General features: G+C 59.3%; 15 protein-coding genes and 2 pseudogenes. 10 read left to right on the top strand and 7 right to left on the bottom strand.

From position 1 onward, the window contains the following. The first annotated feature begins 10 nt into the window (after positions 1 to 10). Both OKW29_RS12725 and OKW29_RS12720 read left to right on the top strand, forming a co-directional pair. Entirely contained in the window at positions 11 to 430 is a 420-nt protein-coding gene (locus OKW29_RS12725) for a hypothetical protein (RefSeq protein ID WP_429291295.1), read from the top strand. Between the two features lie 527 nt (positions 431 to 957). Next, entirely contained in the window at positions 958 to 1302 is a 345-nt protein-coding gene (locus tag OKW29_RS12720; RefSeq protein ID WP_429291294.1) for a BON domain-containing protein, read from the top strand. A gap of 201 nt (positions 1303 to 1503) precedes the next feature. Here OKW29_RS12720 and OKW29_RS12715 read toward each other — a convergent pair whose 3' ends face one another. Both OKW29_RS12715 and OKW29_RS12710 read right to left on the bottom strand, forming a co-directional pair. After that, complete coding sequence (locus OKW29_RS12715) at positions 1504 to 1944, bottom strand: hypothetical protein (RefSeq protein WP_429291293.1); 441 nt, start codon at positions 1942 to 1944, stop codon at positions 1504 to 1506. A 125-nt stretch (positions 1945 to 2069) separates the two neighbouring features. Further along, complete coding sequence (locus OKW29_RS12710; protein ID WP_429291292.1) at positions 2070 to 2792, bottom strand: IS6 family transposase; 723 nt, start codon at positions 2790 to 2792, stop codon at positions 2070 to 2072. 393 nt (positions 2793 to 3185) lie between these two features. Here OKW29_RS12710 and OKW29_RS12705 point away from each other — a divergent pair, with 393 nt between their 5' ends. The 5 genes and pseudogenes from OKW29_RS12705 (at position 3186) to OKW29_RS12685 (ending at position 5810) form a co-directional block, all read left to right on the top strand. After that, a complete protein-coding gene (locus OKW29_RS12705; protein ID WP_429291291.1) occupies positions 3186 to 3470 on the top strand; it encodes a hypothetical protein in 285 nt (94 codons plus the stop codon). 34 nt (positions 3471 to 3504) lie between these two features. Then, entirely contained in the window at positions 3505 to 3741 is a 237-nt protein-coding gene (locus OKW29_RS12700) for a DUF6723 family protein (RefSeq protein ID WP_429291290.1), read from the top strand. A gap of 698 nt (positions 3742 to 4439) precedes the next feature. Beyond that, the gene (gene rpsU / locus OKW29_RS12695) at positions 4440 to 4652 is read left to right on the top strand and encodes a 30S ribosomal protein S21 (protein WP_090812766.1); all 213 of its coding nucleotides are present in this window, start codon (positions 4440 to 4442) and stop codon (positions 4650 to 4652) included. 188 nt (positions 4653 to 4840) lie between these two features. Beyond that, a pseudogene (locus tag OKW29_RS12690) lies at positions 4841 to 5131 on the top strand (PA4780 family RIO1-like protein kinase); the annotation flags it as partial. Between the two features lie 49 nt (positions 5132 to 5180). Continuing rightward, the gene (locus OKW29_RS12685) at positions 5181 to 5810 is read left to right on the top strand and encodes a hypothetical protein (RefSeq protein ID WP_429291289.1); all 630 of its coding nucleotides are present in this window, start codon (positions 5181 to 5183) and stop codon (positions 5808 to 5810) included. A 64-nt stretch (positions 5811 to 5874) separates the two neighbouring features. Here OKW29_RS12685 and OKW29_RS12680 read toward each other — a convergent pair. Beyond that, positions 5875 to 6171 (bottom strand): annotated as a pseudogene (locus tag OKW29_RS12680) (IS30 family transposase); the annotation flags it as partial. Positions 6172 to 6280: 109 nt separating this feature from the next. Between OKW29_RS12680 and OKW29_RS12675 the strand changes: the two are divergent. Together OKW29_RS12675 and OKW29_RS12670 are read left to right on the top strand one after the other, a co-directional pair. Then, positions 6281 to 7102: a tyrosine-type recombinase/integrase gene (locus OKW29_RS12675; protein ID WP_429291288.1), complete on the top strand. Its 822-nt coding sequence runs from the start codon at positions 6281 to 6283 to the stop codon at positions 7100 to 7102. After that, positions 7095 to 7838, top strand: a complete 744-nt coding sequence (locus tag OKW29_RS12670; protein WP_429291287.1) for a tyrosine-type recombinase/integrase — start codon at positions 7095 to 7097, stop codon at positions 7836 to 7838. The genes OKW29_RS12675 and OKW29_RS12670 overlap by 8 nt, the downstream gene beginning before the upstream one ends. Positions 7839 to 8126: 288 nt before the next feature. Here OKW29_RS12670 and OKW29_RS12665 read toward each other — a convergent pair whose 3' ends face one another. The 4 genes from OKW29_RS12665 to oxlT all read right to left on the bottom strand — a co-directional run bounded on the left by OKW29_RS12665 (position 8127) and on the right by oxlT (position 13075). Then, positions 8127 to 8558 (bottom strand): PAS domain-containing protein, encoded by a 432-nt coding sequence (locus OKW29_RS12665; protein WP_184040883.1) that lies wholly within the window; start codon positions 8556 to 8558, stop codon positions 8127 to 8129. A 102-nt stretch (positions 8559 to 8660) separates the two neighbouring features. After that, the gene (gene frc, locus OKW29_RS12660) at positions 8661 to 9911 is read right to left on the bottom strand and encodes a formyl-CoA transferase (RefSeq protein ID WP_429291286.1); all 1251 of its coding nucleotides are present in this window, start codon (positions 9909 to 9911) and stop codon (positions 8661 to 8663) included. Positions 9912 to 9936: 25 nt separating this feature from the next. Then, positions 9937 to 11679 (bottom strand): oxalyl-CoA decarboxylase, encoded by a 1743-nt coding sequence (gene oxc, locus OKW29_RS12655; protein WP_429291285.1) that lies wholly within the window; start codon positions 11677 to 11679, stop codon positions 9937 to 9939. A 64-nt stretch (positions 11680 to 11743) separates the two neighbouring features. Further along, positions 11744 to 13075, bottom strand: a complete 1332-nt coding sequence (gene oxlT / locus OKW29_RS12650; protein ID WP_429291284.1) for an oxalate/formate MFS antiporter — start codon at positions 13073 to 13075, stop codon at positions 11744 to 11746. Positions 13076 to 13591: 516 nt separating this feature from the next. Between oxlT and OKW29_RS12645 the strand changes: the two genes are divergently transcribed. Further along, on the top strand, positions 13592 to 13981 hold the full coding sequence (locus tag OKW29_RS12645) for a hypothetical protein (protein WP_429291283.1): 390 nt from the start codon (positions 13592 to 13594) through the stop codon (positions 13979 to 13981). Positions 13982 to 14727 lie beyond the last annotated feature (746 nt).

The following is a 14727-nucleotide window of genomic DNA, read 5'->3' as shown; positions in this document are numbered from 1 at the left end:
GCTTGCGTGGATGACCGAGGCACGCTACCGGGCGGCCGGCCTGGATGCGGCGTGGCCGCTGCTCGCGCAGCTGGCGTGGCTGGCGCCCGCGAGGTTCGTGGCGTTGTTGCCCGCCTTGGGTGATGCTTCGCTGGACGCGCCGCGCCGGCGCTTCGATGCCGAATTCCCTGGCACCGGCGAGGTCGACGACTATTCCTGGTTCCCGGCATGGCTGCTGTTGGTGAAGCCGGCGCTCGCCGGCAGGTTAGGTGAGGCGCGCGTACAGCGTGACCAGGCGGCATCGCGCGCGACGGCCCTGCTCGGAGAAATCCGGCGCTGGGAGCACGAAAGCGACCAGCATGAACTCATCGGGCTGCGCCAGGAGCTCAGCCGGCTGCATGCGGGCCAGTTCGACACCTACATGGCGACACGGAAAGTGCAGCACCGGTGATCGGTGAGCGCGGCCGCGAATGGTCACATCGGGCAGTCGTCCTGCAATCATTCGCGAGATGCGATTCGAGCTCTCATCCCAGCCTGTTGAAGACGCCCGCCTCAGGATCTCTCGTGAAATGATGTAGCCTATCGCTTGCGTCGCCAATCACGTGTTCCTTCGTAATCTGCGTCGATATCCGGGCTATGGTGTCGTAACCGTGGACACCACGGCCCTCGTCCACCGTTATGGGGACGACGACACCCGCTCAGAGCGAAGCGATTTCTTGTCTCCCTGGAGCCATACTGGACCAAGCTGCGCCCAGGGACCTCTGACGACCGGTAATCTGCCCTGCATCGGACGTTTTCTTCTCGTCGTAACGACATCTGCCACGACACCTACCAGACCACCGGAGGCACGAACGTTTCGATAAAGCTGGACAACGCTACTAGGCCCGGTTTTCAGCTCATCAACTAGAGCTTATCTTGGAGAGTCGACATCATGGTGCGGTCCCTGTTTAATGAAAGAATCTGAATGTCAAAACCGACATGCGAAACGCGCCACACATTAAAAGCCGGTTGCTGATCGTCGCGGTGTTCGCGTTGTCCGCGTTCGTCTTCACCAACGGCTGTAAGTCGACGGCGACGCCACGCACGGCCGCGCCGAGGGTGATCGCCACTGACGACGCTACGCTCGCCGGCCGGGTGAAGCAGGCGCTTGTCGCGGACCCGGCGCTAAGATCGTTGCCGGTGAGTGTGGCAACGTATCGAGGCGTTGTACAGTTGTCGGGATACGTGGATTCGGAGGAACAGATTCTGGAAGCGCTTGCAGTGACGCACGGCGTTTCGGGGGTGCATTCCGTCAGCAACGATCTGCACCTCAGGCCGCAATGACAGGCGCGTTCCTGTAAGCAGATCACGAACGGGTAACGTGGGAGCGCGCGCCAAAGCGAGGTCGGCCTCACAACCGATAGGAACGAGACGCGAGACAGCAATGCGCGTGCTGCGCGCCTTACGTCCGGGCACCGAAGACGTTACAGATACAGCGCACACAAGCATGTCGTCCCAGTTGTCATTGCCCACAACGCCCGGCAATCACAGTAGGCGCGCGATTCTCTGGCTGCGGTCATCACGGTGATCAAGCGCGGAAAATGTTGCACGCAGCAGAGTCTCCTGCTCGGCAAAGCGCTGTCTGTCGCGCGGGTAGAGTTTGCGCAGGTTCTCGAGCTTCCAGCGGACCGCGGGCAGGTCGCGCAGATGGTCGTAGGGCATTAGTGCCCAGTCCGGCTCGAGGCTGAGCAGGGAAAGAAGAAAATCACGATGCTTCGGGGTTAGGGCGTGGGGCAAATCATGATGAAGCTGTGCCTGAACTGCCTCGAACTGTTCGAGGCTGACTTCTTCGACCGTCATGCCGACAAATCCGGCGTCGTATTCGTGCGCCAGTGAATGTGGCTTCGCGAAGAGAACCTCGTGAACCGGGCGGTTGTGGCCCGCGAGATAATGCCAGGAGTTGAGGGGTCCACTGGTCGCCGTCAAGAATCTGACTACCGGGCACCTCCACGAGACCATCAACAACTGTTAGCGGCTGCCTGGCATTAGTTTTCTCGGTTGTGTCGCGATAAGGGCGGCAGGATACGCAAGTCCCATATGGTCAGGATTGCTTACATGATGAGCGAATGGAATTGCTCGGCAGCGGTCCGCTCTGCGCCAGCATCTTTCATTTGGCCCTTTCTGATCATATGCATCAGTTCGATGCCCGACAGGATGATGCGGGCGCAACGAAGATCCTTGAAACCCATCATGGGTTTGACGATACGTTTGATCGCGCGATGGTCCTGTTCGACAACGTTGTTCAGATATTTGACCTGGCGCACCTTGATGGGCGTTTTCCGTTCGGCGTTGATGGCTTGCAGTGCGGCCAGATTGGCACCGCTTTTGTCTACGGTGATGGTCTCCGGTTCGCCGTTCTGATCGATGGATTTCTCGAAGTAGCGACGCGCGGCAGCCTTGTCACGATGGGCTCGCAGCAGGAAATCGACGGTCTTTCCGGCCTTATCCACCGCACGATACAAGTACTTCCACTGGCCGCGCACCTTGATGTACGTTTCGTCCATCCTCCAGCTCTTGCCGACCGGCCGCTTATGTTGGCGAAACGCTTTTTCGAACAACTGCACGAGTTTGATCACCCAGCGATGTACCGTCGAATGGTCCACCTCGAAACCGCGTTCCGCCATCATCTCTTCCAGATTTCGCAGGCTCAGCGAGTACGCCACGTACCACCGCACGCACAGCACAATCACCTCCAGTGGGTAGTGCAGTCGCTTCAGCAACTTGGCGATCCCAGGCGGCAATGTCTCACGCGGTGTCTTTGTCGTCCTGGTCATCTTTAGCGTCTGCAATTTCCGTTCGCTGAATTTTACCCCAGCGCATTAGCGCGACAGAACCCGATAAAAAGGGGGGCGGCCCACTACAGGGCCGGGTGGTATACTGCTTGCGTCGGTTCTAGGCTTCTCTCATGCCCGTCGTCCCTCGGAGTTCGCGTTCCACGGGCGGCACTTGATTCCCGTCTACTGCTGATCAGTTCTCTGCTCGTTCCAGAGGAAGCGATATTCCCTCTGCGGACGCCGATTCCGCTAGCTGCGCCGCTGCGATAGTTGCTCCATCCCGAGCTCTGCGGCGCGCTGCGTCGCCATTTCGTTTGCGGCAATCGCCCATTTGCCACACGCTGGGCGGTCCCCGGCTACCTCTCGTCATGGCTCACACCTTTGGACTACATCATGAGCCAGTACGTCAGAACTTACAGAGGGTTGGAGATCTATCCCCTCGTCTATTCCCACATTCCCCGGGAGGCCGTTGGGTCATTCGACTATGATGCCGGCTTTGACGCTGCCGTCAGGATATGCCGCCGAGGCACCGACGACACACTGACGGCCAGCCGCGTATTTCGGATCCCACATCGTGCGCCGTTTGGCGATGCGGGCGAGGCGCGCAGGGCATCCAACGACTATGCGGAGCGCCTGATTGATGGCGAGGTTGACGGGCAGTCTACGCGTGATCTATGAGCGAACGGCGATACGGTCCAATGCGCGAGGAAACGTGAATACAGCATCTATGCTAGGCGAGAAGAACTATGAGGTCGTCGCCTCGTCCCGCCGGACGATAAATGGCGCCGTTCCGACCTTGAAGGTGACCCGCCTTTACGACAAGCGGGTCATCTATCCGTTTTGCGGTTGCCCGGACATGCCTCTATTCGACGATCCACAGAGCGCGAAGAATTTTGCCGAGGTGTACGGCTGGCAACTCGTGAAGGGCGATATTGCGGTTCCAGAGTGATCTGAGAGACCACCGTCGAGAGCCGCCGATTACGCTTTTCGGGTTGCATCGAGATAAGGCCAAACGGGCAGGAAAATTTCATGGATTCTCACTGCTGCTAACGGCTATCCGATTGCATACGTTCCGCAGGATACGATGGTGACGAGCCCGAGCGGTTTTTTCTTCCCGAGAGAGGCGACTATTCTTCGTGACGAGCCAGCACGTCCTCATTGACGAGCCGAGCGGCCATTACCCTAACCGCATCGAAATCGAACCGCACGTCGATCCGGCCAACCTCGGTGCTTCCACGTTGATTTCAGTCCCGCTTTATGTCGACCGGCCGGGCAACCGTGCGGCAGGCACGCGACCCTAATTGCGAGCGCCTCGGCGTATTTTTGAGTCAACCCATGCCTGCCGAAAGGGGCGTTGCGTCGTACACTGTCAAATTCGACATAAAAGGAGGCCATCGTGAGCAAAGCCCATGACGCCAAGAAGACGGAAAAGAAAGTCGCCACGTGAACGCCGAAGGAAAAGAAGGACGCGAAGAAGCTGAAGAAGGAGGCTTCGAAGCGTCAGTGATCTTGCAGTGCCACGAGCGCTGCTAAATAACCGCGGCACACGGCGGCACGATCGAGGTGAGAGCGGACGAACAAGAGATGTCTTCATAGTGCACCTGCCGCGGCAGCAGTTACCCGGCGAGCGCTCAACCAAGGAAAAAATTGACTACCGTAATTCTGAAACCCGACGAGCCCGTGGAAGTTGCAATACGCCGTTTCCGTCGCGCGATCGAGCGCACCGGCTTGATTCCGGAGCTTCGTGCCCGGACAGCCTACGAAAAACCTACCGCAGAACGCAAGCGCAAAAAAGCTGCTGCAGCGGCACGCCTGCGCAAGCAGATCAAACGGTCGTTGCCGCCGAAAAAGCGGTACTGACCGGGAACTGCCGGGCAGCTATGCTGAAGCGGCCGTCTAGTGCCCAGCCAGGTGTCCTGCGTAACCTCCGCATGGGGAACCGGCTCTGATCTGGACCCAGTGGCCGGTTGAATCCGCCTTCGCATACCGGCCACTTGATCTTCTGCGATCGATAGACAGCTTCGGGTCGGGTGCTGTCCGCCGGGCTCGTCGACGCAACCGGCAACAATGAAGCCGCCTCGATGCTCAAGCGTGACGTCGACAACCTGGCCGCGTACTTCGGGCGATTTGCCCCGCAAATACTCACCGCAAATTATGGCACGGAGATCTGGACGCTCTTCGAAGCAGGCCGGCTGCATGTCGATGCCGAACTGACCGGCCGCATCGAGGTCGACACGCGACGTGTGGACCTCGATGGCGTGCTGCAGGAACTCGAAGAGACACGTTTTGAGGAGGACGCGCGAGTGCGGCGACAGCAGGAACTGAGCGCAGGCCGGTAACCGTGCTCAATGTCCCCAGAAGATCGTCCGAATGTGAAGGTCTTCGAGGATGTCGCCGCTCGGCCACAAACGGTCGTTCGACACCGATGCCCAAATCGTCGACAATCGGACTCACCAAAACCTACGACACTTCGAAGTGCAACAAATCAACACCGAGTTTGGCCTACTTAGCGTTGTTGACGAGCCCACGTACTCGTTTAAGTCACAAGACAATGCGCGTTCGTATGAGATTGAGGTACTGCTCACGCCAGACACCCCAATATCTGTCCATGGGATAGCCCTGAACGGTAGCGGGATAATGGTCGTTGGCGCGGGTGGAGGCTGCTCATCAGTGCATGGTCATTCTGCGCTAGTGCTCGACGACAAGCTTTATCTTGCGGTCGGCGATCACGTGGCCTGCCTCGCGTTTACGCTGCCGCATCGGCTGGTATGGTCAACCCAAGTAGATATGGCCACATGCTTCGGTATCCACTGGGAACATGGTCGGGGTGCTCTCATTTCACATGGGGAACTTGAGATTTCTCGCCTGTCACTAGAGGGACAACTCATGTGGCAGGCATCTGGCGCGGACGTATTCTCGGAAGGCTTTCGCTTGCTGCCGGACCACATCGAAGCCGTGGATTTCAATCGAACTGTGTATCGGCTTGATTACGCGACAGGCGAAGCACGAGATAGCTAGCAACTCTCCTTCACGCTGAACGACCGCTTTCGGAGAAATCGAACGTCCCTTTTGGGTTGCGGATTCAACCGGTCGATGCAACAGTTTGATGAAATCGCTCAGCTGGTGTGTCGAAGTTTAGTGTTTTCCGAGGGCGTTCATTGAGCCGCCTTGCTACTGCATTAAGCCGGGCCTGTGAGTAGACGGAGAGATCGGTACCTTTCGGGAAGTACTGCCTCAGCATTCCATTCGTGTTTTCGTTCGAGCCGCGTTGCCATGGATGCTGCGGATCGCAGAAGTAAACTGCGATGTCAGTAGCCACCGTGAAGCGCTTGTGCCCAGCCATCTCTTTGCCCCGATCCCAGGTCAGTGATCTGTACATGTTTACGCCGACCGAAAATTCAGCCACATCCGATGATGGCTACGTCCTACGCAGCTTCGCACGCCATGTCCACGCTGCCGGCCATTGCGGCGCCTTGACGGTGGAACTCATGGCCGCCTGGGCCCGAAGCGACCGCCACGAGGGTAATGACTCGCGGACCTGGGCGCGACGGCTGAAGAGGCTGCGCACGTTCCTGCGCTGGCTGCAGCAGTTCGAGCCGCGCACTGAGGTGCCCGATGATTCGATCTTCGGACGGTTGCCCGAGCGGCAAGCGCCACACATCTTCAGCGAGGAAGAGATCGTTGACCTACTTGCTCGCGCGCGCCGACTCGGGCCATCGCCGGGGCTACGCGGCGCCGTCTACGAAGCGCTGTTTGGACTGATCGCCGCCACGGGGCTGCGGATCGGCGAGGCGCTGTCGCTGCGCAACGGCGACATTGATCTCAAGGACGGGATGCTGACCATCCGCCGGACCAAGTTCGGCAAGTCGCGGCAGATCCCCGTGCACCCGAGCACCGTGGATGCCTTGCGCCGCTATCGCCGGCTGCGTGACCTGGCCGAGGTGCCGCCGGCGGAGGATGGCCCATTCTTCGTCGGCACCCGCGGTCGACGACGAGGTCTGCCGCTCGGCGAGCGTCAGGTGCATCGCGTCTTCCGCGACCTACACCAGCAGCTGGGCTGGGGCAACCGCGGAGCGCACCATGCCCCACGCATCCATGACCTGCGACATACCTTCGTCGTGCGCCGCATCGTGCAGTGGCAGGCCCAGGGCGTGGACATCGATCAGGCAATGCTGTCGCTGTCGACCTACGTCGGACATACGATGGTGACCAACACCTACTGGTACCTCTCGGCGGTGCCCGAGTTGATGGCGCTGGCCGCCGGACGTTTCGAGTCGTTCACGGCCCGGAGGGAGGTGCAAGATGCGTAAGACCCTTGCTCCGAAGCCGCCTTCGTTCGCTGCGCTGGTCCAGCAATTCTTTACCGAGTACCTGGTCGCGCAGCGGGCGCTCAGTCCGCGTACCGTGGCCTGTTACCGGGACGCCTTGCTGCTGTTTCTGGACTTCGCCAGCCGCCAGCTCAACAAGATACCGACCACGATGCGGCTGGCCGACATCCAACCCGATCTGATTCTGGCCTTCCTTGACCATCTGGAGCAGGATCGGAAGAACTCGGTTCGCCGCCGCAATTTGCGGCTCACCGCGCTGCGCGCGTTCCTGAAGTTTGCCGGCCGCCGCGACGTGGCTTCGTTGCACGACGTCGAGCGCGCACTGGCGGTGCCGATGAAGCGCTTCGAGCGGCCGATGCTGAACTACCTCACGCGTGCAGCGATGGTGGCCGTACTCGGCCAGCCGGGCGAGAGCTGGTCCTCGCAGCGCGAGCACCTGCTGCTGACGGCGAGTGTGGAGCAGCCCAGCCTCCTCAAGAAGCGCGTCTCACCGCACATCTTGAGACATACGACCGCGATGCACCTGTTGCAGGCGGGCGTTCCGTTCAACGTGATCGCCTTGTGGCTCGGTCACGAGAGCCCGATGACAACCCATCGCTACGTCGACGCTGACCTCGCGATGAAGGAGAAAGCACTCGGTCGGCTCGAGGCGCCCGATGCCAGGATTCGCCGGTATCAAGCACCGGGCGCTTTGATTCGATTCCTGCGGACGCTGTAACTATGCGTAGGTTTCGCCAGATCCTACCGCACCCCTTAAGGGGCTGGCCGAGCCGCGATGACCATCTGCGCATAGTTGCGACCTGAGCATAGGGGTCGACTACGGAAACTCGCCCGTGAACGGGAGCCGCAGAGTTCACCAGCGCCCGATGAACTTCCGGGTCCGGCCACTACCGGTATTCGACGACATCCCCAAGATCGTCGACGATCCGCAAAAATCCAGGGCATTGCCCAACTCCGCCGCCCTGGCGGCAGACTTAGAACGTGGACCGCGCCTTCAACCAACCGCTCACACGCCCGCGGATGCTTCTAACTCCGCAAGACGCTGGCGTAACAAGCGATCCTGTTGGAAACGGGCGGTTTCGTCGCGGATCACGGCGACGATGCCGTTGAGTTCATTTTGCGGCGAATGCAGCAATGCAACTGTAAATGCGATCGACATTGACCGTCCGTCTTTATGCACGGAGGGGACACGCAACACATCATTGCCGTAACGGGTTTCGCCCGTGGCCATGGTCTTGTGATAGCCGTCCCAATGGCGGCCGCGCAAGCGTTCTGGAATGATCAGGTCCAGCGACTTGCCGAGCGCCTCGCTTTGCGTAAAGCCGAACATGCGTTCGGCCGCGGGGTTCCAGAACGTGATGCCGCCGCCGGCATCGGAGATGATGATCGCGTCGCCGATTGCGTTGGCAAGTTGCTGAAAGTCGATGGCAGTTTGCACGGCGCCCCTACAAAGAAAAAACGTGGATTTGAATCGAATGCGGCACCGTCAGAGGCGCCGCATCTACACATCAGAGCCAGAATCCCGGCCTGCGTGACGCCGCTAAACTGCTTTGACTTCGCGTAGATTGAAGATCTCCTGCTTGCTGTAGCCAAGGCCGGCCAGCACTTCGTCCGTATGCTCACCGAGCAGCGGCGACGCAGTGACTTCCGGCTTCATGTCCGAGAATTTGATCGGGCTGCCGACGGTCAGATACGAGCCACGTTTCTTGTGCGGTACTTCGACGATCGTCCCGCTCGCGCGCAATGAAGGATCGTTGGCCAGTTCCTTCATCGTCAGCACTGGAGCACACGGAATGTCGAACTTACGCAAGATGTCGACCGCTTCGAATTTGGTCTTGTTGGCGAGCCAGGCCTCGATGGTTTTAAAGATCTCAAAGATATGCGGTTGACGCGCTTCAGCGGTTTTATAGGCTGGGTCATCGATCCACTCGGGCTTGCCGAGTGCTTTGCAGATCGGCTCCCATGCATGACCCTGGATCGTGAAATAGATGTAGGCATTCGAATCCGTTTCCCAGCCCTTGCATTTGAGCACCCAACCCGGCTGCCCACCGCCGCCCGCATTGCCGCCACGCGGCACCACATCGCCGAATTCGCCGTGCGGATACTGCGGATATTCCTCGAGATATCCCACTCGCTCCAGCCTCTGCTGATCGCGAAGCTTGACGCGGCACAGGTTCAGCACGCTGTCCTGCATCGACACAGCGACCTTCTGGCCCTTGCCGGTTTTGTCGCGCCCCAGCAGTGCAGTCAGAATGCCGATCGCCAGATGCATGCCTGTGTTGCTGTCGCCGAGCGCCGCGGCACTGATGGTCGGCGGACCGTCCCAGAAGCCGGTGGTGGAGGCCGCTCCGCCCGCGCATTGCGCAACGTTTTCGTAGACCTTCAGGTCGTCGTAGTGGTGACCGTCGCTGAAACCCTTCACTGAGGCCACGATCATCTTGGGGTTGAGTTCGTTCAGACGTTCCCAGGAAAAACCCATCCGGTCCAATGCGCCCGGTCCGAAATTTTCGACCAGAACATCGGATTCGCGGATCAGTTTTTCGAGCACTTCCTTGCCTTCCGGCTTCTTCGTGTCGAGCGTCAGCGACTTCTTGTTGCTGTTAAGCATCGTGAAGTACAGCGCGTCGGCATCCGGGATGTCGCGCAACTGGTTGCGCGTGACATCGCCAGAACCTGGCCTTTCGACCTTGATCACGTCAGCACCGAACCAGGCGAGCAACTGGGTGCACGCGGGACCGGCCTGAACATGCGTGAAGTCGATGATCTTGATGCCTTCGAGAGGTTTGGTCATGTTGGTATCTCCTTGGTTAATCCGATTACTTTTTCATTGCCGCGCTTTGCGGATTCAGATTGGTCAGGCGGCCGCTCTCTGTGCCGGCTGCTTCATCGATAACGGCATTGATCAGGCTCGGTTTGCCGGATGCGATTGCCTCGAGTAGTGCCTTCGTCAGTTCTTCCGGGGTGCTCGCGTGGTAGCCGATGCCGCCGAATGCCTCGATCATCCTGTCGTAGCGCGCACCCTTCACGAACACCGTAGGCGCGACGTCCTTGCCGCCCGTCGGGTTCACGTCGGTGCCGCGATATACGCCGTTGTTGTTGAATACGACCGTGCAAACCGGCAAGTCGTAACGGCAGATCGTTTCGAGTTCCATACCGCTGAATCCGAAGGCGCTGTCGCCTTCGATCGCGACCACCGGTTTGCCGGTCGTTACCGCCGCGCCGATCGCGAAACCCATACCGATACCCATGATTCCCCACGTGCCCGAATCGAAGCGTTTACGCGGCTCGGCCATGTCGATAATGCTGCGCGCGTAGTCGAGCGTGTTGGCACCTTCGTTGACGACGTTGATGTCCGGGCGCGTCTTCAGCACGTCGCGGATCGCACGCAAAGCACTGTGGAAATTCATCGGAGACGGGTTCTTGTCGAGCGTAGCGGCCATCTTCGCGAGATTTCTGTTCTTGCGCTCGGCGATCGCACCGGTCCATTCGACACCCGGTTTTGCGAAATTCGCATCGAGGCCGGCGCGAAGTGCCGCCACGCACGAACCGATATCGCCGATCACCGGCGCGGCAATCGAGACGTTGCTGTCGATTTCGGTTGGCGAAATATCGACCTGCACGAGCTTCTTTGGCGCCGCGCCCCACGTGTTACCCTTGCCATGCGACAGCAGCCAGTTCAGACGCGCTCCGATCAGCAAGACAACATCGGCTTCCTGCAGCACGAACGAGCGCGCTGCCGATGCGGATTGCTCGTGCGTGTCGGGCAACAAGCCCTTGGCCATCGACATCGGCAGATACGGAATGCCGCTTTGTTCGACGAAAGCGCGGATTTCCGCGTCAGCTTGGGCATACGCCGCCCCCTTGCCGAGCAGGATCAGCGGACGTTTTGCGCTTTTCAGCACGTCGATCGCACGCTTGACCGATTCCGGCGCCGGCAACTGACGCGGCGCGGCGTCGACCACTTTCACCAGCGACTGCTGCGCCTTGACGGTGTCTAGCGTTTGAGCGAGCAGCTTGGCCGGTAAGTCCAGATAGACGCCACCCGGCCGGCCAGACACCGCTGCACGGATCGCACGCGCCACGCCGATGCCGATGTCTTCTGCATGCAGCACGCGATATGCGGCCTTGGCGTAAGGCCTGGCCGCGTTCAACTGATCCATTTCCTCGTAATCTCCCTGCTGCAGATCGACGATTTCGCGTTCGCTCGAACCGCTGATCAGGATCATCGGAAAACAGTTCGTGGTTGCGTTGGCGAGGGCGGTCAAACCGTTGAGAAAGCCCGGCGCCGACACGGTCAGGCAAATGCCCGGCTTCTGCGTGATGTAGCCGGAAATCGCCGCCGCGTTGCCTGCGTGCTGCTCATGACGGAAGCCGATGAAACGCATCCCTTCCGCTTGTGCAAGCCGAGCCAGGTCGGTGATGGGAATACCGACCAGTCCGAAGATGGTCTTGATGTCGTTCAGTTTCAGCGCGTCGATGACGAGATGGAATCCATCGGTCGTTTCGCTTGCCTGTTGTTGTGACGTAGCGTCTGTTATGGGCTGGTCGGCTTCTGCCATGACATCTCTCCTGGGTAGCGGGGCGTGATGAGTTGAATCGTGAGCGGCGTGCTCACGGGGTCATTCATTCAGACGAGCCGCCGGACGACGGTTGCAGCCGTGCCTCGGCGACGGCCACTCCGGCCGGCGCGCCTGAGTTTTCGATCCAGCGCTTTCTCATGGGGGCGAGAATGAATTTCGCGGATACGGCGGCCGCGATCGATATCACGGCCGCTGAGATAAACACGGTGCTCCATCCGCCGTTCGCGGATAGCACCGATGCAACCGGCACCAGCATCGAAGCAGTCCCTTTCGCGGTGTAGAGCGTCCCCGCATTCGCTGCGGCGTATTTGCTGCCGAACGTGTCCGCACAGGTCGCCGGGAAGATCGAGAAGATTTCGCCCCAGCAAAGGAATACGGCGGCGGCGAAGAACATGAACGCGTACGGGTTATGGCCGAACTGCATCAGACCGAGCAGTGCGACGCCTTCGCCGAGAAAGATCATGAACATGGTGTTTTCACGGCCAATGCGGTCCGATAGAAAGCCGCACAGAGGGCGAGTGAAACCGTTGCACAGATTGTCGATGGACAGCGTCATCGTGAGAAGCGGTAGCGTGATACCCAGCAGGCTGACTGGCATTCTGGCGAAGCCGTATTCCTTGGCGATCGGTCCGAGCTGAGCGGTTGCAATGATGCCGCCGGCCGCGACGAATACGAACATCAGATAGAGCACCCAAAACAGCGGCGAACGGATCATTTCGCGGGACGTGTAGTCGATCTTGCTCGCGACAATACGTTTAGGCGCGACCGCGTAGGCAGGCGGTTTAGGCCGTACGAGCATGGTGGCGAGCAGCAGGATGCAGACGCCCTGGAAAATGCCGAAGAACATGAATGTATGCTCGTAGCCCGAACGCTGGATCATGTTGGCAATCGGAATCACCGTGACCGCTGCGCCGGCGCCGAAGCCTGCCGCCGTCAACCCGGCTGCGAGACCGCGCTTGTCCGGAAACCATTTGAGTGCCATCCCGACGCAGGTGCCATACACACAGCCCGCGCCGATACCGGCGATGACTGCCGCGATGTAGAGTTCGGTGAGACTGCTTGCATGAGCATTGATCATCCAGCCGATCGCCGCGCAGAGCGCGCCGCCGGTCACCACCGGGCGCGGTCCGAACTTGTCGACGAGCCAGCCTTCTACGGGAACGAGCCAGGTTTCGGTGACGATGAAGATGGTGAATGCGGTCTGGATTCCCGCCTGGCCCCAGTGGTGAGCGTTATCCATCGGGACGACGAACAGCGTCCACGCGTATTGCAGGTTCGCGACCAGCCCCATGCATAAGATGCCGATCGTGAGTTGAATCCACCGGTGATGCCAGAACGCTGGACGACCGTTCTCCGATCTGTTGGAATGTCCCATGTCTTTCGTCTCCTGTATTTTCCGTCGCACTCGAGCGGCGCGTTGGACTTACGTGATCGAATCGCTTCGTCGCTGCTATGTCTGCGAGCAAAGAGGCGCCAATGGTCGGCCAGAGAAAAGCGCACTAACGAAAATTCTTACTCGTTGAACGCACGACAGTGGGGGTGAAAGCTATTGGCGTACAGCGGGTGTGAGGGGATGCTGCGCGAAAATGACGATAAGCGAAAGTTAAAACATTTTATGATTTGCATTAAGCATCCCTAATACAAGGGGCCGACGCATCCGACGAAGAACTTGTGCGCCCGTGTTGTCGCGGCCTTGGATATAGTCAGATCTATCGTGATGCTGGACCGGTGCGCGGTGCGACACGAGGGCGAGTGTCTTCCGCATCGTGACTGCGATACACGAAATTACATGTATAAGTGAAAACCTACCATTTTTCGAAAAAACTTTAATTATTGTTTACCTATCCGATCTTCTATTCTCGGTCATGCCATTTGCCGGAAGGAGACGACCATGAACCCCTCTCAATTCGATGCCCGAGACAGCGCGCATGATGCGGAAGTCGAGGCGCAACTTTGCGCCTATAACGCCGCTTTCGAAGAACTCGGCCTGCGCTTCCGTTGGGATGAGCGCACGCTGACGTCGCTGGCCCCAATTCACGGCGAACAGGAACAGATTGCCGCGTACATTGAAGCGCATCATGCGCACTTGCTGAAAGCATATAGCGCTGAGTTTTTGAGTCGGGCTATTCTCGACAGGAAAAAAGCCCGCTATCCGTCGCGCTTACAGAGGCGCGTCGATAGTGTGCCGAGTCCGAGCCACGTGATGCATCAACCACAGATGAACCGCCGGTCCGAGCGCACGTCGTATGAGACAGAGTTGCCAGCGCTGGCTGGCGTGTAGATCGCGCGCTCCCTGCACGGCGCTGTGGTTTGCATGGCGTGGCCACTATCGGCCTTCTGCAAGTGCCGTGAAACAGATCATGCAAACGAAATCGACGGTGATACCGCTGGCCCTTGAATCGAAGGCTCTCGCAGACAGTTTAATTACCCGACAAAGCACTGATAAGCCTTCCGGATGAACCGCTATGGAGCGGAAGGAGCGCGAATCGCTTCCTAAGTTAGCCGCGTTTGTTGAACGGCCGTTATTGGTAAAACTGACGGGCCGTTTACAGGGTCGCGAGCAGTCCCATGGCTGCGCGGCGAAGTCCGGGCCGCATATGCCGATTGCATGAGGCAGTGACCGGCCAGGAAGCGTCATTCGCCCGTCGCGTCGCTCGGACGTTCAGACGTCGGGTCCGCCCAGTAAACAGTCGTTCGATTGGCGAAGGCGAATGTTGCTTCGTCGGCCAATGCGGTCATTGGGCCAATCTCCGGCCAAGGGCCGCTATGGATTGCTCTGCTGTCTTTGGACCATCGGTCACTTCGAATGACAGCTTTTCGCCTGCGCGAGGACAGCACACGCCCCCGAACGGCCGGCGAACTTCACGGCGGTTAAACGACGGTTTCTCGCAATCTGCGGACATTGGGGGCCAAAAACTTGCGGGGGAGACCGGCTATCTCTCCCCGCGCCGGGAGCGCTCCAATACGTTCAAGCTTACCTTTGAAGGACAATGCGCAGGTCGTGCGCTGCATCCTCGTTGACGGGAT

Origin of the sequence: Paraburkholderia sp. CI3 (assembly GCF_050436505.1) — a bacterium.
Lineage (GTDB): Bacteria > Pseudomonadota > Gammaproteobacteria > Burkholderiales > Burkholderiaceae > Paraburkholderia > Paraburkholderia tuberum.
The sequence above is the reverse complement of the archived record's forward strand: the minus strand, read 5'-3'. Positions and strand labels throughout refer to the sequence as shown.